The 19655-nt window shown below is 70.6% G+C and carries 22 protein-coding genes; 10 read left to right on the top strand and 12 right to left on the bottom strand.

Going from position 1 to position 19655, the window contains the following annotated elements; genetic code table 11:
* The first annotated feature begins 103 nt into the window (after window positions 1-103).
* Entirely contained in the window at window positions 104-1132 is a 1029-nt protein-coding gene (locus CS062_RS03705; protein WP_099860111.1) for an amidohydrolase family protein, read from the top strand.
* Between the two features lie 134 nt (window positions 1133-1266).
* Window positions 1267-1929, top strand: coding sequence for a YitT family protein (locus CS062_RS03700; RefSeq protein ID WP_099860110.1), 663 nt, complete (start codon window positions 1267-1269; stop codon window positions 1927-1929).
* A gap of 180 nt (window positions 1930-2109) precedes the next feature.
* Here the strand turns inward: CS062_RS03700 and CS062_RS03695 are convergent, their stop codons facing one another.
* Window positions 2110-2346 carry a tautomerase family protein gene (locus tag CS062_RS03695; RefSeq protein ID WP_091727508.1) on the bottom strand — a complete coding sequence of 79 codons (237 nt, stop codon included), beginning with the start codon at window positions 2344-2346 and terminating at the stop codon, window positions 2110-2112.
* An 18-nt stretch (window positions 2347-2364) separates the two neighbouring features.
* On the bottom strand, window positions 2365-3099 hold the full coding sequence (locus CS062_RS03690) for an SDR family NAD(P)-dependent oxidoreductase (protein ID WP_099860109.1): 735 nt from the start codon (window positions 3097-3099) through the stop codon (window positions 2365-2367).
* 131 nt (window positions 3100-3230) lie between these two features.
* On the opposite strand from CS062_RS03690, the gene CS062_RS03685 reads away from it, so the two are divergent.
* Complete coding sequence (locus CS062_RS03685) at window positions 3231-4133, top strand: LysR family transcriptional regulator (protein WP_099860108.1); 903 nt, start codon at window positions 3231-3233, stop codon at window positions 4131-4133.
* A gap of 29 nt (window positions 4134-4162) precedes the next feature.
* Here CS062_RS03685 and CS062_RS03680 read toward each other — a convergent pair whose 3' ends face one another.
* From CS062_RS03680 to CS062_RS03675, 3 genes are read right to left on the bottom strand one after another with little or no spacing between them, the layout of a single operon-like run.
* On the bottom strand, window positions 4163-4681 hold the full coding sequence (locus CS062_RS03680) for a hypothetical protein (protein WP_099860107.1): 519 nt from the start codon (window positions 4679-4681) through the stop codon (window positions 4163-4165).
* Between the two features lie 44 nt (window positions 4682-4725).
* Window positions 4726-4854, bottom strand: a complete 129-nt coding sequence (locus CS062_RS27180; RefSeq protein ID WP_259373100.1) for a hypothetical protein — start codon at window positions 4852-4854, stop codon at window positions 4726-4728.
* A 19-nt stretch (window positions 4855-4873) separates the two neighbouring features.
* Window positions 4874-5533 (bottom strand): peroxiredoxin, encoded by a 660-nt coding sequence (locus tag CS062_RS03675; protein WP_099860106.1) that lies wholly within the window; start codon window positions 5531-5533, stop codon window positions 4874-4876.
* A 319-nt stretch (window positions 5534-5852) separates the two neighbouring features.
* On the opposite strand from CS062_RS03675, the gene katG reads away from it, so the two are divergent.
* Together katG and CS062_RS03665 are read left to right on the top strand one after the other, a co-directional pair.
* Complete coding sequence (gene katG / locus CS062_RS03670; protein ID WP_099860105.1) at window positions 5853-8048, top strand: catalase/peroxidase HPI; 2196 nt, start codon at window positions 5853-5855, stop codon at window positions 8046-8048.
* A gap of 211 nt (window positions 8049-8259) precedes the next feature.
* The gene (locus CS062_RS03665; protein ID WP_233217894.1) at window positions 8260-8832 is read left to right on the top strand and encodes a CAP domain-containing protein; all 573 of its coding nucleotides are present in this window, start codon (window positions 8260-8262) and stop codon (window positions 8830-8832) included.
* Here the strand turns inward: CS062_RS03665 and CS062_RS03660 are convergent.
* The 4 genes from CS062_RS03660 to CS062_RS03645 all read right to left on the bottom strand — a co-directional run bounded on the left by CS062_RS03660 (window position 8807) and on the right by CS062_RS03645 (window position 12409).
* Window positions 8807-9421 (bottom strand): hypothetical protein, encoded by a 615-nt coding sequence (locus CS062_RS03660; RefSeq protein ID WP_099860104.1) that lies wholly within the window; start codon window positions 9419-9421, stop codon window positions 8807-8809. The genes CS062_RS03665 and CS062_RS03660 overlap by 26 nt on opposite strands.
* Before the next feature lie 25 nt (window positions 9422-9446).
* Window positions 9447-10241, bottom strand: a complete 795-nt coding sequence (locus CS062_RS03655) for a DUF899 domain-containing protein (protein ID WP_099860103.1) — start codon at window positions 10239-10241, stop codon at window positions 9447-9449.
* Window positions 10242-10435: 194 nt separating this feature from the next.
* On the bottom strand, window positions 10436-11098 hold the full coding sequence (locus CS062_RS03650; RefSeq protein ID WP_099860231.1) for a Vgb family protein: 663 nt from the start codon (window positions 11096-11098) through the stop codon (window positions 10436-10438).
* A gap of 90 nt (window positions 11099-11188) precedes the next feature.
* Complete coding sequence (locus CS062_RS03645) at window positions 11189-12409, bottom strand: helix-turn-helix domain-containing protein (protein WP_099860102.1); 1221 nt, start codon at window positions 12407-12409, stop codon at window positions 11189-11191.
* A gap of 62 nt (window positions 12410-12471) precedes the next feature.
* Between CS062_RS03645 and CS062_RS03640 the strand changes: the two genes are divergently transcribed.
* On the top strand, window positions 12472-12714 hold the full coding sequence (locus CS062_RS03640; protein ID WP_099860101.1) for a glutaredoxin family protein: 243 nt from the start codon (window positions 12472-12474) through the stop codon (window positions 12712-12714).
* Between the two features lie 71 nt (window positions 12715-12785).
* On the opposite strand, the gene CS062_RS03635 is transcribed toward CS062_RS03640, so the two are convergent.
* Window positions 12786-13391 carry a chalcone isomerase family protein gene (locus CS062_RS03635; RefSeq protein ID WP_099860100.1) on the bottom strand — a complete coding sequence of 202 codons (606 nt, stop codon included), beginning with the start codon at window positions 13389-13391 and terminating at the stop codon, window positions 12786-12788.
* Between the two features lie 387 nt (window positions 13392-13778).
* Here CS062_RS03635 and CS062_RS03630 point away from each other — a divergent pair, with 387 nt between their 5' ends.
* A complete protein-coding gene (locus tag CS062_RS03630) occupies window positions 13779-14807 on the top strand; it encodes a SphA family protein (RefSeq protein ID WP_143742242.1) in 1029 nt (342 codons plus the stop codon).
* A gap of 46 nt (window positions 14808-14853) precedes the next feature.
* Here CS062_RS03630 and gloA2 read toward each other — a convergent pair whose 3' ends face one another.
* Entirely contained in the window at window positions 14854-15249 is a 396-nt protein-coding gene (gloA2, locus tag CS062_RS03625) for an SMU1112c/YaeR family gloxylase I-like metalloprotein (RefSeq protein WP_438270452.1), read from the bottom strand.
* Between the two features lie 64 nt (window positions 15250-15313).
* Window positions 15314-15766 (bottom strand): hypothetical protein, encoded by a 453-nt coding sequence (locus CS062_RS03620; RefSeq protein WP_099860097.1) that lies wholly within the window; start codon window positions 15764-15766, stop codon window positions 15314-15316.
* Between the two features lie 338 nt (window positions 15767-16104).
* Here CS062_RS03620 and CS062_RS03615 point away from each other — a divergent pair, with 338 nt between their 5' ends.
* The 3 genes from CS062_RS03615 to CS062_RS03605 all read left to right on the top strand — a co-directional run.
* Window positions 16105-17694 (top strand): efflux transporter outer membrane subunit, encoded by a 1590-nt coding sequence (locus CS062_RS03615; protein WP_099860096.1) that lies wholly within the window; start codon window positions 16105-16107, stop codon window positions 17692-17694.
* 10 nt (window positions 17695-17704) lie between these two features.
* Window positions 17705-18910, top strand: coding sequence for an efflux RND transporter periplasmic adaptor subunit (locus CS062_RS03610; protein WP_099860095.1), 1206 nt, complete (start codon window positions 17705-17707; stop codon window positions 18908-18910).
* Window positions 18911-18912: 2 nt separating this feature from the next.
* Window positions 18913-19655, top strand: a 743-nt coding sequence (locus CS062_RS03605; protein WP_143742241.1) for an ABC transporter ATP-binding protein, incomplete at its 3' end; no start/stop codon positions are given.

Raw genomic sequence — 19655 nt, 5'->3', positions numbered from 1 at the left:
GCCGGGCTGTCCACAATCCGCCGCAGTCGATCGCGGCGAGACGACGCCGTGCCGCGGTCGTTTCCGAGCCTGCCGCCCGCGGCGCGGCACCGAGAGAGCCCCCATGATCATCGACGTCCACGGACACTACACGACGGCCCCGGCGGCGCTGGGCGCCTGGCGCGACCTGCAGATCGCCGCGCTCAAGGATCCGGCGAACGCGCCGAGCGCGAGCGCGCTGAAGATCTCCGACGACGAACTGCGCGAGTCGATCGAGACCAACCAGCTCAAGAAGATGAGGGAGCGCGGCTCGGACCTGACCATCTTCAGCCCGCGCGCGAGCTTCATGGCCCACCACATCGGCGACTTCCAGACCTCGTCCACCTGGGCGGCGATCTGCAACGAGCTCTGCGCGCGAGTGGCCGCGATGTTCCCGGACCACTTCGTCGGTGCCGCGATGCTGCCGCAGAGCCCCGGCATCGATCCCGCGAGCTGCCTGCCCGAGCTGGAGAAATGCGTCAGGGACTACGGCTTCGTCGGCCTGAACCTGAATCCCGATCCCTCCGGCGGCCACTGGACCAGTCCGCCGCTGACCGACCGCCACTGGTATCCGCTCTACGAGAAGATGGTCGAGCTGGACGTCGCCGCGATGATCCACGTCAGCACCAGCTGCAACGCGTGCTTCCACACGACCGGCGCGCACTACCTGAACGCCGACACCACCGCCTTCATGCAGTGCCTGACCGGCGACCTGTTCAAGGACTTCCCGACGCTGAAGTTCCTGATCCCGCATGGCGGCGGCGCGGTGCCCTACCACTGGGGGCGCTTCCGCGGCCTGGCGCAGGAACTCAAGAAGCCGCTGCTCGACGAGCATCTGCTCGAGAACGTCTTCTTCGACACCTGCGTCTATCACCAGCCCGGCATCGACCTGCTGACGAAGGTGATCCCGGTGAAGAACGTGCTCTTCGCGTCCGAGATGATCGGCGCGGTGCGCGGCATCGATCCGGCGACCGGCCATTACTACGACGACACCAAGCGCTACATCGAGGCCACGCCGCACCTGAGCGACGCCGACCGCCAGCTGGTCTACGAGGGCAACGCGCGCCGCGTGTTTCCGCGGCTGGATGCGCGGCTCAAGGCGCAGGGGCGCTGAGGCGCGTCACCGGACGGGCGCGAGCCGGTACAGCCCAGCCCGACTTGGTCCGGGCCTGCGGCGCCCGAGGACATGCGTCGGCCGGCCCGCCCTGCTGCGACACTCCCGGGCATGCTTTCTGCTTCGTACCCGGGATGAGCGCCACGCCCAACGACCCCACCCCGCCGTCCGCCAACGCCGTCGAGCCGCTTGCCGACCTGGCGATCCGCTCGCACACGACCTTCGAGGACGCGCAGGCGATCTTCACCGGGACGCTGTTCGTGTCGCTGGCGCTGATCCTGTTCGCGCAGGTCGGGCTGCTGACCGGCGGCACGGCCGGCGCCGCCTTCGTGCTGCACTACGCGACCGGCATCAGCCTGGGCAAGCTCTTCTTCGTGATCAATCTGCCGTTCTACTGGTTCGCGTGGACCCGCATGGGGCGCGAGTTCACGCTGAAGACCTTCGTCTCGATCGCGCTGCTGTCGGTGATGACGGAGTTCTCGCCCAAGCTCTTCGCCATCGACCGCATTCATCCGGCCTATGCCGCGATCCTGGGCGGCGCGCTGCTGGGCTCGGGCTGCCTGTTCCTGGCGCGCCACCGCGCCAGCCTGGGCGGCGCGACGATCGTCTCCCTCTACCTGCAGAAGGCCAAGGGCTGGCGAGCCGGCAAGGTGCAGATGGCCATGGACTGCGCCATCGTGCTGCTCGCGCTGACGGTCGTCGATCCGCAGCGCGTCGCCTACTCGGTGCTCGCGGCGGTGGTGATGAATCTCTTCATCGCGGTCAACCACAAGCCCGGCCGCTACGCCGTGCTGTGAGGCACGCGTTCAGCAGCGGCGGAACAGCAGCGTGTTGACGAGGATCAGCGCCCCGAACCTCTACGGCCGGAGCGGCTGGCCCAACCTGACGGCGGCAGCTACAGGTTGACGTTCATCGAGAGGATCAAGGGCGGCTGGGCGCTCGATCCTCCTGGGCGATCGCCGCTTTCCAGGGCCTCCCTAGCCCGGCGTTCCGGACTGCCGCCGGCGGAACTCCGCCGTCGGCAGTCCGCCGACGCCCCAGTTCTCGAGCTCGACCTCGTCGATGACGACGAAGGTCATGTGGCGCGGCTTGCCCATCACCTCGAACAGCAGGTCGCTGACGCCCTGGATCAGGGCGGCCTTCTGCTCGGGCGTGGTGGCGCTGGCGCCGGGGGCGGTGCCTTCGCGGGTCACCTTGATGTTGACGTAGGGCATGGCGATTCCTTTCCAGGATCAGCGGCCGGCGTGCTGGCCGCCGTCGACGTTGAGCAGCTCGCCGGTGACGAAGCCGGCGCGCTCCAGGTACATCACCGCGTCGACGACCTCGCTGATCTCGCCCATGCGGCCCATCGGGTGCAGCGCGGCGAGGAACTCATGGGTCTGCGGCGCATGCATCGGTGTCTTGATGACGCCGGGACGCACCCCGTTCACGCGCACGCCGCTCTTGGCGTATTCGATGGCGAGCGAGCGTGTCGCGGCATCCAGGCCGCCCTTGGTCAGGCTGGCCAGGCCGGCCGGCACGCCGGCGATCGGCTGGTCCACCAGCGTCGTCGTGATCTGCACGATGTGGCCGTGCCGCTGCAGCAGCATCTGCGGCAGCGCCAGCTGCGTGATGTGGAAGAAGCCGGCGACGTTGACGTCGAAGGCGGCCTGGTAGTCCTCGAGCGTGTATTCGGTGAAGGGCTTGGCCAGGAAGATGCCGGCGTTGTTGATCAGCGTGTCGATGCGGCCGAAGCGGTCGAGCGCCGTCTGGACGATGCGCTGCGCGACGGCGCGGTCGCCGATGTGGCCGGGCACGGCGATCACGCCGGCGTCGTCGCCCGGCTGGATGTTGCGGGAGTTGGCGACGACGGCGTAACCCTGCGCGCGGTAGGCGGCGACGAGGCCGGCGCCGATGCCTTGCGAGGCGCCGGTGATGAGGGCGACGCGCTGCGTGGGGGTGGGGGCGGTGCTGGAAGCGGTGGACATGGAAGGCTCCTGTTCATGCGGGATCCGGAGGATCCGGGGTGGTCTTGCACGCCGCGGCGATCGGGGATCGGGAGGCGTTGGACGAAGCGTAGGAGCCGGGCTGCGCGGGCGGTAGCCGCTATCCTGTCTCAATGGCTGATCAAAAACGCACAGGGCCTCGACAGGGGGTGGACTGGGAGGACATGCGGGTCTTCCTGGCACTCGGCCGGCACGGCAGCCTGTCGGCGGCGGCGCGGGCGCTCTCGGTCAATCACGCGACGATCTCGCGTCGCATCCAGTCGCTGGAGGATCGCCTGGGCGACAAGCTCGTCGATCGCCGGCCTGACGGCTATGTGCTGACGCCGGCGGGGCGGATGGCGCTGGCGGCGGCCAGCGAGATGGAAGCCGCCGCGCTGACGCTCGCGCGCGACGGCGACGAGAACGGCGCGGTGCGCGGGCTGGTGCGGGTCAATGCGCCGCCGGCGCTGTCGCAGGGATTCCTGATCGACCGCCTCGCGCGGCTCTCGACGGCGCATCCGGGGCTGGATCTGGACCTCGCCACCGACCTGCGCCCGGTCAGCCTGGATCGGCATCGCGCGGACATCGCGGTGCGACTGATGCGGCCGCGTGACGGTGACTTCATCGCCAAGCCGCTGGGCACGATGGGTTTCGGCTTCTACGGCACGCCGACGGTCTGCGCGGCGGTCGAGGGCGGCGCGGCGCCGGTGTTTGTCGGCTTCGACGAGGAGAACGCCGACATGCCCGACGCCACCTGGCTGGCGCAGCGCTTTCCGCGCGCGCGGGTCGCCTTCCGTGCCAACAACCACCTGTCCCAGGCGATCGCGGCGCGGACCGGTGCCGGCCTGGCGCTGCTGCCGCACTACATCGGTCGGCAGGTGCCGGGCTTGCGCGAGTGCGCGCTGACGCCGACGCGCGAGGCGCGCGAGATGTGGCTGCTGATCCGTGGTCAGGACCGCAAGGCCCGCGCGATCCGCACCGTCGCGGACCATCTGCAGCAGGTGTTCGAAGAGGAACGGGCGCTGTTCTCGCCCTGACGGCGGCGCTTCGCGCTCCGCGGGCAACCTCAGGTGGTGAAGACGAACTGTCCGCCCTTGCGCATCGGGCCGAGGAAGTTCATGTCGGGGAAGAGGCGGCGCTGGATCCAGAAGACATAGCAGATCATGCCGACCGAGAGCGCCACGCCGACGAGCCCGCCGGTGGTGATCGGGAACAGCTGGGCCAGGTTGCGCCCCACCGTGATGATCGACAGAAGCAGGTAGCCGCTGTAGGCGCCGGCGTAGGGCTTGCGGAAGCCCCACGCGAAGAGCAGCGGGATGATGGTCAACGCCAGGCCGAACCCTGTCGCGACCTGCCAGCCGACCGCCAGCAGGATCAGCGCCTGCAGCACCATGAGGCCGACCAGGATGTTGACGTGCAGGCTCATCTCGGCCCGCGCCCTTGGGTCGTGCCTGGCGGCCAGCCAGGCCGCGAGCTGGCGATCCTTCAGGCCTTGTCCGGACAGCTGCCGGAATACCTCGGACTTCCCCACGCCCTGCGCGAGCATCGCATCGGCCCGGGCCTGGATGGCCTTCCTGTCCGCCATGTCTTCTCCTGGTTCGAATCACTCCCGACGCGCGGGATTCTGGCTCAGCCGGAGCGGCCCACGCGGCGGCGTTGCAAGAAGCCGCGCATGTGATCGACGACCCATGAGAAAAGGCCGGCGCTCCCCTCGGAGAGGCCGGCCTTCATGGGTGCCGCGCGGATCTGCGTCTTCACCCGCGCTGAACCTGCGGTCTCACTTCGGCTGCTTGACGATGCGCAGATAGGGCTTGGGCGCCTTCCAACCTTCGGGGTAGATCGTCTTGGCTTCGTCGTCGGACACCGAGCCGGCGATGATCACGTCGTCGCCTTGCTTCCAGTTCACCGGCGTGGCGACACGATGCTTGGCGGTGAGCTGGATGGAGTCCAGCACGCGCAGGATCTCGTCGAAGTTGCGGCCCGTGGTCATCGGGTAGGTCAGCGTCAGCTTGATCTTCTTGTCCGGACCGACGATGAAGACCGAGCGCACCGTCGCGTTGGTGGCCGCGGTGCGACCCTCCGACGTGCCCGCCTCCTCGGCCGGCAGCATGTTGTAGAGCTTGGCCACCGCCAGGTCGGTGTCGCCGATCATCGGGTACTTCACCGCGGCGCCCTGGGTCTCCTCGATGTCCGCGGCCCACTTCGCATGGTTCTCCACCGGGTCGATCGACAGGCCGATCAGCTTGGCGTTGCGCTTGGTGAATTCAGGCTCGATCCGCGCCATGTAGCCCAGCTCGGTCGTGCACACCGGCGTGAAGTCCTTCGGATGCGAGAACAGGACAGCCCAGCTGTCGCCGATCCACTGGTGGAAGTCGATCTCGCCGTGCGTGGTCTTGGCGGTGAAGTTCGGGGCGGTGTCGTTGATGCGCAGAGACATGATGGGCTCCAAGGTGGATGGGTCCATCGCCGCGGACGGCGACGGTCGGTCGTGCGGACCGGGCGATTCTCGTCGTCAAACCGGCACGGGCCGGAGGCGGAGCGACATTCTTGTCCTCCCTTTCGACGACGGGGAGAGTCTGCCCAATGGCCTTACTCGGGCAGCAACTTTAGTCATGCGCGGACCGGATGACGGCGAAAGCTATCGGTCCGATAAAGAGGGCCTGTTGCTGCCGTCGCTGGCCGAGTCCTAGACTCGTCCGCGCTCGCACGCTGCGGACAAGCGGACGGTTCCCCACGGCTCAACCCAGGAGGCAGACATGTCAGTCGATTCCAAGTGCCCGTTCTCGGGCGGCACCCACCACCACGCGGTGGCCGGGACCAAAGGCAACCGCGACTGGTGGCCCGAGCAGCTCAACCTCTCCATCCTTTCCCTGCATTCGTCCAAGTCGAACCCGATGGGCGAGGAATTCAAGTACGCGCGGGAGTTCCAGACTCTGGACCTCGATGCGGTGGTCCAGGACCTGCATGCGCTGATGACCGACTCGCAGGACTGGTGGCCCGCCGACTACGGCCACTACGGCCCGTTCTTCATCCGCATGGCCTGGCATTCGGCCGGCACCTACCGCGTGCAGGACGGCCGCGGCGGCGCGGGCACCGGCGCGCAGCGCTTCGCCCCGCTGAACAGCTGGCCCGACAACGGCAACCTCGACAAGGCCCGGCGGCTGCTCTGGCCGGTCAAGCAGAAGTACGGCCGCAAGCTGTCCTGGGCCGACCTGATGATCCTGGCGGGCAACGTCGCGCTGGAGTCGATGGGCTTCAAGACCTTCGGTTTCGCCGGCGGCCGCGCCGACATCTGGGAGCCGGAGACCGACACCTTCTGGGGGCCGGAAACCACCTGGCTCGGCGATGAGCGCTACGCGGGCGATCGCGACCTGGCCAATCCGCTGGCGGCGGTGCAGATGGGCCTGATCTATGTGAATCCGGAAGGGCCGAATGGCAAGCCCGACCCGGCGGCGTCCGCGCGCGACATCCGCGAGACCTTCCGGCGCATGGCGATGAACGACGAGGAAACGGTGGCGCTGGTCGCCGGCGGCCATACCTTCGGCAAGGCGCATGGCGCGGGCGAGGCGCATCACGTCGGCGCGATGCCCGAGGGCGCCGGGCTCGAGGAGCAGGGCCTGGGCTGGAAGAACCAGCTCGGCGAGGGCATGGGCGTCTACACCATCACCAGCGGCATCGAGGGCGCCTGGACGCCGACGCCGACGACCTGGGACAACAGCTACTTCGAGACGCTGTTCGGCTACGAATGGGAGCTGACGAAGAGCCCGGCCGGCGCGCACCAGTGGACGCCCAAGGGCGGCGCCGGGGCCGGCACGGTGCCCGATGCGCATGACAAGACCCGGCGCCACGCGCCGATGATGACGACGGCCGACCTGGCGCTGCGCGTCGATCCGGCCTACGAGAAGATCTCGCGCCGCTTCATGCAGAACCCGGCCGAGCTGGCCGACGCGTTCGCGCGCGCCTGGTTCAAGTTGACCCACCGCGACATGGGGCCGAGGTCGCGCTACCTCGGCAAGCTGGTGCCGAAGGAGGAGCTGATCTGGCAGGACCCGGTGCCCGAGGTCGGCCATCCGCTGGTGGACGACCAGGACGTCATCGCGCTCAAGGCCAGGCTGCTGTCCAGCGGCCTGAGCATCTCGCAGCTGGTGACGACGGCCTGGGCTTCCGCCTCGACCTTCCGTGGCGGCGACAAGCGCGGCGGCGCCAACGGCGCCCGGATCCGGCTCGCGCCGCAGAAGGAATGGCCGGTGAACCAGCCGAGCGAACTCGAGCAGGTGTTGTCCCGGCTGGAAGCGGTGCGCAAGGAGTTCAACGGCTCGGCGGCCGGGGGCAAGCGGATCTCGCTGGCCGATCTGATCGTGCTGGGTGGATCGGCCGGCGTCGAGGCCGCGGCGAAGCAGGCGGGACACACGGTCGTCGTGCCCTTCTCGCCGGGCCGCACCGATGCGTCGCAGGACCAGACGGACGTCGAGTCCTTCGGCGTGCTGGAGCCGGCGGCCGATGCCTTCCGCAACTACATCCGCAAGGACCTGGTGCCGCATGCGGCCGAACTGCTGATCGACAAGGCCCAGCTGCTCACGCTGAGCGCGCCGGAGATGACCGCGCTGATCGGCGGGATGCGGGTGCTGGGCACCAACTTCGGCCACACCCGGCATGGCGTCTTCACGACGCGTCCGGAGACGCTGAGCAACGACTTCTTCGTCAACCTGCTGGACATGCGGACGAAGTGGCAGAAGTCGACCAGCGACGAGGGCGTGCTGGAAGGCCGCGACCGCAGCACCGGCGCGGTCAAGTGGACCGGCACGGCGGCGGACCTGGTGTTCGGCTCGAACTCCCAGCTGCGTGCGCTGGCCGAGGTGTATGCGTCCAGCGATGGGGAGAAGGTCTTCGTCAATGACTTCGTCAAGGCCTGGACGAAGGTGATGAACCTGGATCGCTACGACCTGCTGTGATTGCCGCGGGGCTGCCGTGGGGAGCGGTGGCCCGGGCTCGTCGATCCGTTCAGGTTGCCGGCGGTACGTCGGTAACCCGGCTACGGCGTGGGCGGAGTCGCTACGCCGGCAGCGCTCGGTACGTTTCGTTCCAGCATTCCTGCCAGCTGTTTCATAAGATGCGGCGATGGACGTCCATGAGAAGCCGGTCCGCCGGCCAATGCCCCTTTCGATGATTGCCGCCGCCTTGCTGGCGCTGGGACTGAGCGCCTGCGGCGGTGGCGGCGGTGACGCCGATACCGGCACGCCGGGCTCGACCCCCACGCCCACCCCGACGACGCCGACGCCCACCCCGGTGGCCGGTACCTGCGACCTGCCCAACTTCAAGCAGGACCTGCTCGACCGCATCAACGCGCTGCGCGCCTCAGGCGCCAGTTGCGGCTCGTCGGGCAACTTCCCCGCCGTCGCGCCAGTCGTCTGGAACGACAAGCTGACGCAGGCCGCCGACGCCCATGCGCTGGACATGGCCAACAAGAACTACTTCAGCCACGACAGCCAGGACGGCCGCAAGTTCTCCGACCGGATCACCGCCGCTGGCTACACCTGGGTCGCGGCCGGCGAGAACATCGCCGCCGGCCAGGCGACCGTCGAGGCGGTCATGAGTTCCTGGCGCAACAGCCCGGGCCACTGCGCCAACCTGATGTCGGCCAACTTCGCCGACGTGGGCGTCGCCTGCCGGCCGGCGGCCTCCTCGGCCAACACCTACAGCAAGTACTGGGTCATGGACCTGGGCAAGGCGCGCTGAGGCGGCGTCCCTGACGCCGCGCGCGCCAGCCCGCAGCGAGCCGCCAGACCCGCCGAGCCACGAGCGCGGACGCCGCAATCGTCACCAGCATCGCTGCGGCATGCACCGCCACCACGAGCATCGCCAGCGCCAGCGAGCCTGACGCGGTGAGTTCGCGTCCGGCCATCGCGCCGAAACACACCGGCGCGAGCGCAGGCAGCAGCATCAGTCCGGCGCCGTGGGCCGTCGCGGCGAGGAAAGACCAGAGCCCGAGGCTCCATGCCCGCGCGCCGGGCAGCGGCGATCGCGAACGGGGTGGGGATGGTTGCCGCCGCCCTCGCCAATGCCGGACGCCGACGCCCATCAGCGCGACCGCCGCCAGGCCGAACAGTCCCTCGCGGGGGACCGGCAGTCCCCGGGCAATCGCCACCGCCGAGAGGACCACGGCGACGAGATGACCGATCGCGATCGGAGCGAGCGCGCCCAGGAGCGCTCGGGCCCCGACCCGCCGGTCCGTCAACGCGAGCGCCGGTCCCCAGCCCGCGAGCGGATTCAGGCCGTGCGCCGCGCCGGCGCCCGCCACCGCGAGCCAGGGCCAGAGGGCGTCCATTGCCGAGCGCCTTCGTGAGCGCCGCTCAGCCGCGCGACGAGCAGCAGCCGCCCGCGACCGGCGTCACCACCGATGCCGCGACCGGTGCCTCCTCGTAGCGGTCGTGATGCTTCACCCACGCCATCGTGTAGGGCAGGTCCGCCTCGTCTCGCCCTTCCGGCAGCAGGTCCAGGAAGCGATAGGTGTGCATCATCAATTCCACGCCCCGGCCGTAGGTCGAGTAGGTCAGGTACACCGTGCCGTCCGGCGCCTTCGCGAAGACGCTGATGCCGGGCGCCTCGTCCTGTGGGAAGGGCTGCGTGGTGAAGTTGTAGAAGACGTCGCCCCGGGCGCGTTCCTCGGGTGTGAAGCTGGCTTGGAAGTCGCGGTTGAAGTCGCTGCCGAAGGACGAAACCCAGTCGAAGCGCCAGCCCATGCGGGCCTTGAAGCGCGCCAGCTCCGCCAGCGGCGCCCGCGAGACCGCGACGAATCCGACGCCGCGCGCGGCCAGGTGGGGCAGCGCGGGGTCGGTGTGGTCGGCCATGAAGGAGCAGCTCTTGCAGGCGGCCTCCCAGCCCGGTCCGAACATCAGGTGCTGGACGATCAGCCGCCGATGCGGCCCGAAGAGCTCGGCCAGGCCGCGCGGCCCCGACGGCGTCTCGAAGACGTAGGGCTTGTCCATGCGCACCCAGGGCAGCGTCTGGCGCTCTCGGGCGACTTGATCGCCGAGGCGGGTGAGCGCCTTCTCGCGCTCGAGAAGGCGGCGCCGTTCGGCGATCCAGTGGTCGCGGGTGACCACCTCGTGGTCGGACAGGAAAGAGGCATCGGTGAGGTCGTTCATCTCGTGCTCCATGAGGGGTGGGAAAGGGAATGGGAGGGACCGCGCAACGGGAAGCGGAACGCGAAGGCGTGAGGCGGCCCACGCCGCCATGCCGAGGCATGCGGTCAGATCGAGAAAAAGGGATGCGTCGGTGCCGCGGCGCAGCGACGGCGGTGCGCCGTCAGCGGTGCTTCAAGCGGCGCTTCAAGCGCCGTTCAAGCGCGTCGCGGACGCCGGACGGCACGCAGCTTCCCGCTGCCGCCGCCACCGCAATAGAACAGGCCGGCGCCGTCGGACTCAAGGCCGCTGACGCCCTGGTGGGCGGGCATCGCGAGCCGTTCCATCACCGTGCCGTCGGCCGGATCGACGCGTCGCAGCTCGCTCTCGTCGCCTTCCCAGGTGGCGTGCCAGAGCTCGCCATCGACCCAGGTGACGCCGGTGACGAAGCGGTTGGACTCGATCCTGCGCCGCACCGCGCCGGTCTCCGGATCGATCTGCACGATGGTGCGGTCGCGGTACTGGCCGACCCACAGGCTGCCCTCGGCCCAGGTGAGCCCGGAGTCGCTGCCTTGGCCGGACGGCGCCGGGATGGACCCGAGGACGCGGCCGCTGGCCGGGTCGATCTTGTGGATGCGCGCATCGGCGATCTGGTACAGATGGCGGCCGTCGAAGGCGGTGCCCGCGTCGGCGGCACACGGCAGCGTGCGCTGCACCTCGCCACTGGCGGGATCGATCGCCAGCAGCCCCAGGGCCGTCGCGGCCCAGACCCGGTCGCCGTCATGGCTGACGCCGTGGACGGCAGGCGCGCCGGGGTAGGGGCCGTACTCGCGGACGACCTCGGCGGGACGGGCCGCGGGCAGGCCGTCGTTGGAGGCCATGCGCGCCTCGGCGTGGGGATCGCAGGCATTGGAAGCGGTCGAGGACATCGGATCTCCTTCGCGGCGAACCGTCGCCGCATGGACAGCAATCTATCCAGACGGCGGCAGCGCGGGGAGTAACAAGATCGTCGCGAATCCGCTCATTGGCGGCGCCAGCCAGCGCCGGGCGCGCGTCAGGCCGAGCGCCCGCACCCGGCCCTCGGCCTCCAGTGCCGCCAAGGCGCGCTGCACCGTCCGCTGGCTCGCGCCCAGGGCCAACGCGAGGGCCGACGTCGACCAGGCGGTGCCGTCCGCGAGCAGCGCCAGCAAGGCGGCGGACTCGCCCTCGATCGGCGGGACGAGCACCGTCACCGGGTGGCCTTCCCCGGCCCGCAATGCGAAGCCATCGGCCGTGGCGTCGACGCGGGCCACCGGCGCGAGCAGCGCGCGCAACCGGCCCAGCTCCACCCGCAGCCGCGCCCGATGGGTCTCGTCGGGATGGCGCGCCCGGAAGGCACGCAGGATGAGCGCGGATCGCTCGACGCCTGCCGGACCGGCTTCGGCCAGCGCGCGTGCCAGGGTGAACAGCACCGGCCGGCGCGCCAGATCCACGGCGAGGCCGGCACCGCGGATCGCGCGTCGGCAGGCATCGACGACGAGCGCTGGCGACCGCAACAGCTCCTCGACCTCGGCGAGCCGAAGCGGATGCTCCGTGCCCGCGTCGATGCGCCGGGCCACGGGCTGGTCGAGCAGGGCGCGCATCGCATCGGCTTCGGCGATCAACGCGGGCACGCCGGAGCGCCGCGCGGCGGCCGACGCCGCGTCGAGCGCCGTCAGGGCATCCTGGCTGCGCAGCGAGCGCAGCGCGAGCTCGGCGGTCGTCAATCCCGCCATGGCGGCCAGCAGCGGCGGCGGTCGCGCGGGCTCGGCCGAGGGCAGTGCACGTGTGGCCTCGTCGAGCCGACCCAGCAGGATCAGGCGCCGTGCCGCGATCCATCGTCCCAGCAGGGCATTGGCGCGGTCATCGTGGGCTTCGAGGGTCTCGGCCGCCTGCAGCAGGGGACGCGCGGGCTCGCCGAGATCGCGCATCGCGAGGGCGACTTCCGCTTCGGCGACGACGCAACGCGCCCGGGCAACGGCTTCCTTCGGCCCGAAGCCCTTGGCGGCACGCCGCAGCAGGTCGCGGGCGCGCGGGTGTTCTCCGAGCTGCGCCATCGCGATGCCGCGCAGCGCGAGCGCGGGCGGATCGTCGCGCAGGGCCACCCGCTGCAGCGCGCCGAGCGCGTCGCCGGCGGCAAGACAGCGCGCGGCGGCGTTGATCAGGGCATCCATGGGGGCGGAGCTTAAGCGCCAGCGCTGGCAGCAGCGAGGGGCGGCGCATACACTCCCGGCCCATGCAACTGAAGATCGTCGTCTACTCCAAGTCCGCCTGCCCGCAATGCGACACGGCGAAGATGCTGCTCAAGTCCCGCGGGATGGATTTCCAGGAAATCCTGATCGACGACGAGGCCGAGCGCATGGCCTTCTACGAGAAGTGCGGCCCCTCGGTGCGACAGATGCCGCAGGTCTTCATCAATGACCAGCGCGTCGGCGGCGTCACCGGCCTGCAGGCCGCGCTGAAGCAGCTCGGCCGCTGAGCGGGTCGCCCCGCCACTGAAACGCGACGACGGGCCAGCGGCCCGTCGTCATCGAGTTTCGCGCCCGGCGCTCACTTCGCCGGCGCGACTCCCAGCAGGCCGTCGCGCGTGCTGCCGCGCACCTTCGGGCCGATCCAGACCTTCATCATCATCGGGAAGAAGCTCTCTCCCTGGATGGTGTCGCCGACCTTCTGACCGTTGACGCTGAACTCGGTCGTCTGCTTCGCCGGGTCGTAGTCGATCGTGACCAGGTCGCCCTTGAGCAGCTTCGCGCGGTTGCCGAAGACCACGCCCAGCTGCGAGGTCTGGATGATGTTCTTCGCGAACTCCTCCGCCGCGTTCTGGCGGATGCGGTCGAGCATCGCGTTGGCCAGGTCGCGCGAGGACACGTCCCGCATCATGTAGAAGGTGATGCGCTTCGCGCCCTTCTCCGCCACCGCCGCTTCCATCGTGGTCTGCTTGCGCGGCAGGTAGAAGGCCACCGCCGTCGAACGCGTCGACAGGATGCTCGAGGTGGCCGCGCCGTTGAGCTGCAGCGCCTGGTTGTGGACGGTCGCCGTGTCCTGGAACTTGTAGCCCTCCACCTCGACTTCCCCGGCGGCGGCAAAGGTCGATGCCGCGATCAGGCCGATGAACAGGGCGTTCCGGGCGGAACGGGCAAGAGCGGAACGAAGCATGGGAAGTCTCCTCCAGGCGTGGCGCGTCGTGTTGTCAGGGGGATCCGCGAGCCGGCCGGACGCGGTGGCGAAACGGGCCCGCACTCGGGGCGTCGCGAGTTTGAGCCGATGGTGACGGCGATCGCGGGCGCTGTGCGGACCGGATTAAAGCGCGCGGCGGTGTGGCGCGTCAGCCCCGGAAACTGGGGCCGTGCCTCTAATCCGAGGGTCCACGTGACGTTTGGCACGCGAGCCGCCGGCATCCGCTGGCACGATGCGCGCCGCTTCATCGACGCCGCCACGCGCGGGCACGACACCACTTGCAGTCCGCCTGAAGACCGGTGGTCCGACACGATGCAGGCACCCGAACACCGCCGACCATATTCCAAGCACTCCGGAGGGATCCCCGTGTCCATCGACCGTCTTCGCCTAATGCCGCGCGCGCTCGTCGCCGCGGCCGTCGTCTCGCTCACCGCCGCGGGCGCCGCCCATGCCACCGAGAACAGCCAGGTGCGTGCGCTGCTGGGCGCGCCGTCGTACGAGATCTCGACGCCGCAGTTCCCCGGTCTCTATGCGCAGTTCTGGTACCAGCACTACGAGGCCGACAAGCTGCGCGATGCGGATGGCAAGACGCCGACGCAGGCACTGACGATCCCCGGCGTCGGCAGCTTGCCGTTGACGGTGAACGGCTCGATCAAGGCCGACGTCTTCGTGCCGCGCCTGACCTGGGTCACCGAGAAGATCGTGATGGAGGGCCGCCTGGGCTTCTCCGCCGCCTTCCCGATGGTGCGCCAGACCAACGACTTCACCCTGACCACGGTGCTGCCGGCCGGCGTGCCGGCCAATGTCGCCGCGGCCGTCAACCAGCAGCTGGCCGCCGCGGGCGGCGCGCTGTCGGGCAAGCGCAGCGGCCTGGCCGATCCTGAACTGGCGGCCTACCTCGACTGGCAGCAGGACGAATCGCGTGTCGCGCTCGGCGTCGCGTTCAATCCGCCGATGGGGTCCTACGACGCCGACCGTCCGGTCAATCCGGGCGCCGGCAAGTACTGGACCTTCAAGCCGCTGCTGGTGGCCTCGCGCGTGTGGGAGAACGGCTTCGCCGTCGGCCTGCGCGCCACCTACTCGTTCAACACCCGCAACGACGACACCGGCGTGCGCTCCGGCCAGTACCTGCATGCGGACTGGTCCGGCACCTACCAGCTGAACGACCAGTGGAAGTTCGGCGTGCAGGGCTATGTGCTCAAGCAGTTCACCGCCGATCGCGGCGGCGACGCCGGCGCCAACAAGGTCCAGGCGTTGTCCGCCGGCCCACTGGTCGCCTACCTGGCGGAAAGCGGCGACTGGGGCGTCGACTTCAAGGTGATGAAGGAGTTCTCGGTGCGCAATCGCCCCGAGGGCACCGTCACCTGGCTGCGCCTGAACTACCGCCTCAACTGAGCGCGATCGATCCGCGTCGGGCGCGCCGCCAGGGCGCGTCCGGCCCTCAGCGCTCGTAGAGCTCGAGCGGCAGACCGTCCGGATCGGCGAAGAAGGTGAAGCGCTTGCCGGTCAGCTCGTCGACGCGCACCGGCTCGACGCTCACGCCGCGGGCCTCGAGCTCACGCTTGCCTTGCTCGACATCGTCGACCTCGAAGGCCAGGTGACGCAGGCCCTGCGCTTCCGGATACGACGGTCGCGGCGGTGCGCCGGGAAAGCTGAACAGCTCGATCTGCGAGCCGTCCGGCAGCGCCAGGTCCAGCTTGTACGAGCGCCGGGCCTCGCGGTAGGTCTCCGCGATCACGCGCAGGCCCAGGACCTCGGTGTAGAAGCGGCGCGAGCGCTCGTAGTCGGCGCAGATGATCGCGGCGTGGTGGATGCGCAGCAGCATGGGTCGGCTCATCGCGGACCGGCGAGCGGTCCTGGTGAAAGGGGCGAGGCCGCCAACGACATGCGGACCCGCTGCGTCACGACGGATCGGCGCTCGCGACCATGTCGCGGGAACCGGCGACGAAGCGGTAGTCCACCGCCGGCGTCGAGGGCCCGTCGCCGGCCTCCAGCGCGTAGGCGTGCAGGTGCACGGATTGTCCGCCGGTGTCGAACTGGCAATGGCCCGCGAAGCGCGCGCCCTTGGCGACGCGACGCTCCACATCGTCCGCATCGTCATGCACCTCGGCATTGATCCAGACGTAGTCCAGACCATTCGGGCCCCGCTCGATCGAGGTCGAGCGCACCGGCTGCCCATGCAGCATCGGCCGCAGCAGCGCGACGCAGCGGTCGTGCTGGGTGGTCTCATGGGCGCTCATCGCCGGCTTGCCCGCGACGCGGTCGGCGCCGCAGGCGCTCAGCAGGGCGCTCAGGGCCGCGATCGCGGCGCGGACCGCGGTCGCAGGGCGCTGGATCGTGGAAAGGTCAGTCACGGCAACTCCTGGTTCGTCCCGCAGGACGAAAGCGACAGCCTAGCCCTCTCAGGTCAAGCGTGTGTGAATGGGGTTTATGCGCGCGATGCGCACCGCCCCTGATCTTGGGGACGACGGAACTCACCCCCCGGGGCCGCGCCGGTGTGATCGGCGATGGGCGGCGATGGGCGGCCTGCCGTGTGTCGGCATGCATCAGCTCTGACACTGCGATTTACCGCCGGGTAAATCGGCACGCCGCTCGCTGATGCATGATGCGCGGCACTGTCGACGCCATCGGCCCGTGCCCCTCGTGCCGGCGGTCGTTCCCCGCTCCGTCCGTCCCGCCTGTCCGTTTGCCGATGACCCGAATCCCGCCGCCGGGGCCGCGCTCCGACCGCCCCACCGCGTTCCGTCGTCCATCCCCTGTCTCCCGGTCCCTGGCCCTGGTCGCCGCGCTGGCGCTTGCCGGCTGCGTCAACCTCGCGCCCGACTACCACCGGCCCGATGCCGCGGTGCCGTCGCGCGATTCGTCGCCGACACCGGCTGCGACCGACGCCGCCGCGCTCGACTGGCATGCGGTGTTCCTGGACGAGCGCCTGCGCGCCGTCGTGGACCTGGCCGTGCGGCAGAACCGGGACCTGCGGGTCGCGGCGCTGCAGGTCGAGCAGGCGCGCGCCGCCTTCCGCCAGACCGATGCGCAGCGGCTGCCGTCGCTGACCGCCTCGGCCGGCGCCAGCCGCGGCGGCGCGGCCGGGCAGGTGACCCAGCAGGTGTCGATGCAACTGGCGTTGGCCAGCTATGAACTCGATGTCTTCAGCCGCGTCCGCAACCTGAGCGCGTCGGCCGAGCAGTCGTTGCTGGCCGCCGACGAGACCCGACGCAGCCTGCAGATCAGCCTGGTGGCCGAGAGCGCGAGCGCGTGGCTGACCTGGGCCGCGGACCTCGAGCGCCAGCGGCTGGCGCAGCAGACCTTGGAGAGCCAGGAACGCTCCTTCGCGCTGACGCAGCGCCGGCATGCGGCGGGCGCCGTCTCCGGGCTGGTGCTGGCGCAGGCGCGCACCGCGCTGGACAGCGCGCGGGCCGACGTCGCCGCTTGGCCGGCCACGATCGCGCAGGACCGGCATGCGCTGGAGTTGCTGCTCGGCGCGAGCTTGCCCGAGGCGGCGGCGCCGCGCGCGACCGATGCGCTCGCGACGGTCAGCCTGCTGGTCGACCTGCCCGGCGGCGTGCCGTCCAGCGTGCTGCAGCGCCGGCCCGACGTGCAGGCCGCCGAACACGCGCTGATCGCCCGCCATGCCGACATCGGCGCCGCCCGCGCGGCGCTGTTCCCGACGATCAGCCTGACCGCGAGCGCCGGCACCGGCAGCAGCGCCTTGTCGGGCCTGTTCAAGGCCGGCAGCGGGAGCTGGAGTCTCGGTCCGTCGGCCTCGCTGCCGATCTTCGACGGCGGCGCGCGCGACGCGGCGTTGCGCCAGGCCGAGGTGGGGCGCGACATCGCGCTCGCCAGCTACGACAAGGCGATCCAGACGGCGTTCCGCGAGGTGGCGGACGCGCTCGCCGTGCGCGCGACGCTGGCCGGGCGACTGGACCTGCAGCAGTCGCTGCTCGCGTCCGCCGAGCGGCAACTGCGCCTGGCGGAGACCCAGTACCGCGCCGGCAGCACGACGCAGCTGGAACTCCTCGATGCGCAGCGCTCGCTGGTCGGCGCCCAGCAGGCGCTGGTGACGCTGCGGCTGAGCGAGCAGCTCAACCGCCTGACGCTCTACAAGGTGCTGGGCGGCGGCTGGCAGGCGCCGACGGCCGAGACGGGGACCCCCGCGACGCCAGCCGCGGCGCCATCGACAGCGCCGCCGCCCGCACCGATGACGACGGGCGCGGCACAAGGGGTGGACGGTGCCGCGACGGCCCTGGCGGCCGCTCGCCGGGCCGGCTGGAATGACCAGGATTGAGGGAGATCCGATGAAGCAGTGGATGAAGCCGGGCCGGCTGTTGGCGGTCGCGGCGGGACTGGTGGTGACGACGCTGATCGTCAAGGCGCTCTGGTTCAGCGCGCCGCCGCCGCCGCAGGTGACCTCGGCGGCGGTCGAGCGCGGCGATCTGGAGGTCAGCGTGCTGGCCACCGGCACGATCAACGCCTACAAGCTGGTCAGCGTCGGCGCGCGCGCGACCGGCGAGGTCAAGCGACTGGCGGTGGCGCTGGGCGACAAGGTCAAGGAAGGCCAGCTGATCGCCGAGATCGACGCGCTGACGCAGCAGAACGCCTTGCGCGACGCGCAGGCCTCGCTGCGCAGCGCCGAGGCCCTGCTCGGCGCCCGGCAGGCGACGCTGGTCCAGGCGGAACTGGCCGCGAAGCGGCAGCGCGAGCTGGCTGCCGGCGACGCCGGCGCCCGCGCCGACCTCGAAGCCGCCGAGGCCACGTTGAACACGGCGCGGGCGGACGTCGAATCGCAGCGGGCGATGGTGGCGCAGGCCCGGATCAATGTGGACACCGCGCAGCTGAACCTGGGCTACGCCCGGGTGCTGGCGCCGATGGACGGCACCGTCGTCGCGATCGTGACGGAACAGGGGCAGACGGTGAACGCGGCGCAGACGGCGCCGACGATCATCAAGCTCGCGCGCCTGGACACGATGACGATCAAGGCCCGCATCTCCGAGGCCGACGTGCCGCGCGTGAAGCCCGGCATGCCGGTGCACTTCTCGCTGCTGGGCGAGCCGGATCGCCGCATCCAGGCGACGCTGCGCGCGGTCGAGCCGGGCGACACCACGCTGGCGGACAGCTCGGCGACCACCTCGACCTCCAGTTCCAGTTCGTCGGGCACGGCCAACGCGATCTACTACAACGGCATCTTCGACGTGCCCAATCCCGACGGCACGCTGCGCATCAACATGACGGCGCAGGCGACCATCGTGCTGGCGCAGGCGAAGGCGGCGTTGACCCTCCCGGTGGCGGCGCTCGGTGCGCGCGAGGGCGGCAGCGACCGCCACAAGGTCCGCGTGCTCGGCGCCGACGGCCGGATCGAGGACCGCATCGTGCGCATCGGCCTGAACAACCGGGTGCGCGCGCAGGTGCTGGACGGCCTGAAGGAAGGCGAGCGCGTCGTCACCGCCGAGGCGGCGCCTCCCGGCGCGCCAGGGGCCGGTCGCCGCCCGCCGCCGCGGGGCTGAGCATGGCGGCCCTGCTCGAACTGCGCGGCCTGGTGCGCGAATACCCGGCCGGCGAAGGCACCGTCGCCGTCCTGCGCGATGTCGACCTGACGATCGAGGCGGGCGAGATGGTCGCCATCATCGGTCCGTCGGGCTCCGGCAAGTCGACGCTGATGAACATCCTCGGCTGCCTGGACCGACCCACGCGCGGCAGCTATCGCGTCGCCGGCCAGGAGACCGGCGCGATGGGACCCGACGAGCTCGCCCGCCTGCGGCGCGAGCACTTCGGCTTCATCTTTCAGCGCTACCAGCTGCTGGGCGACCTGGACGCGGTGGGCAATGTCGAGATCCCGTCGATCTACGCCGGCGCGGGCACCGCGCATCGGCATGCGCGCGCCCGGTCGCTGCTGGCGCGGCTGGGCCTGGCCGAGCGGCTGCATCACCGGCCCGGCCAGCTGTCCGGCGGCCAGCAGCAGCGGGTATCGATCGCGCGGGCGCTGATGAACGGCGGCGACGTGATCCTGGCCGACGAGCCCACCGGCGCGCTCGATCAGGCCAGCGGGCGCGAGGTCATGACCATCCTCGAGGAGCTCCATGCCGACGGCCATACGGTGATCCTGGTGACGCACGATGCGCAGGTGGCGGCGCATGCGCAGCGGGTGATCGAGATCAGCGACGGCGTCATCGTCGCCGACCGGCGCCGGCCGGACGCGGCGCCGCCGGCGGTGCTGGCCAAGCCCGATCCGGCACCGGCCGGCGCGGCCTG

The sequence above is a fragment of the Roseateles chitinivorans genome (assembly GCF_002761755.1).
GTDB lineage: Bacteria > Pseudomonadota > Gammaproteobacteria > Burkholderiales > Burkholderiaceae_C > Roseateles > Roseateles chitinivorans.
Note: the sequence above shows the minus strand (reverse complement) of the source record. Positions and strands in the feature narration are given on the sequence as shown.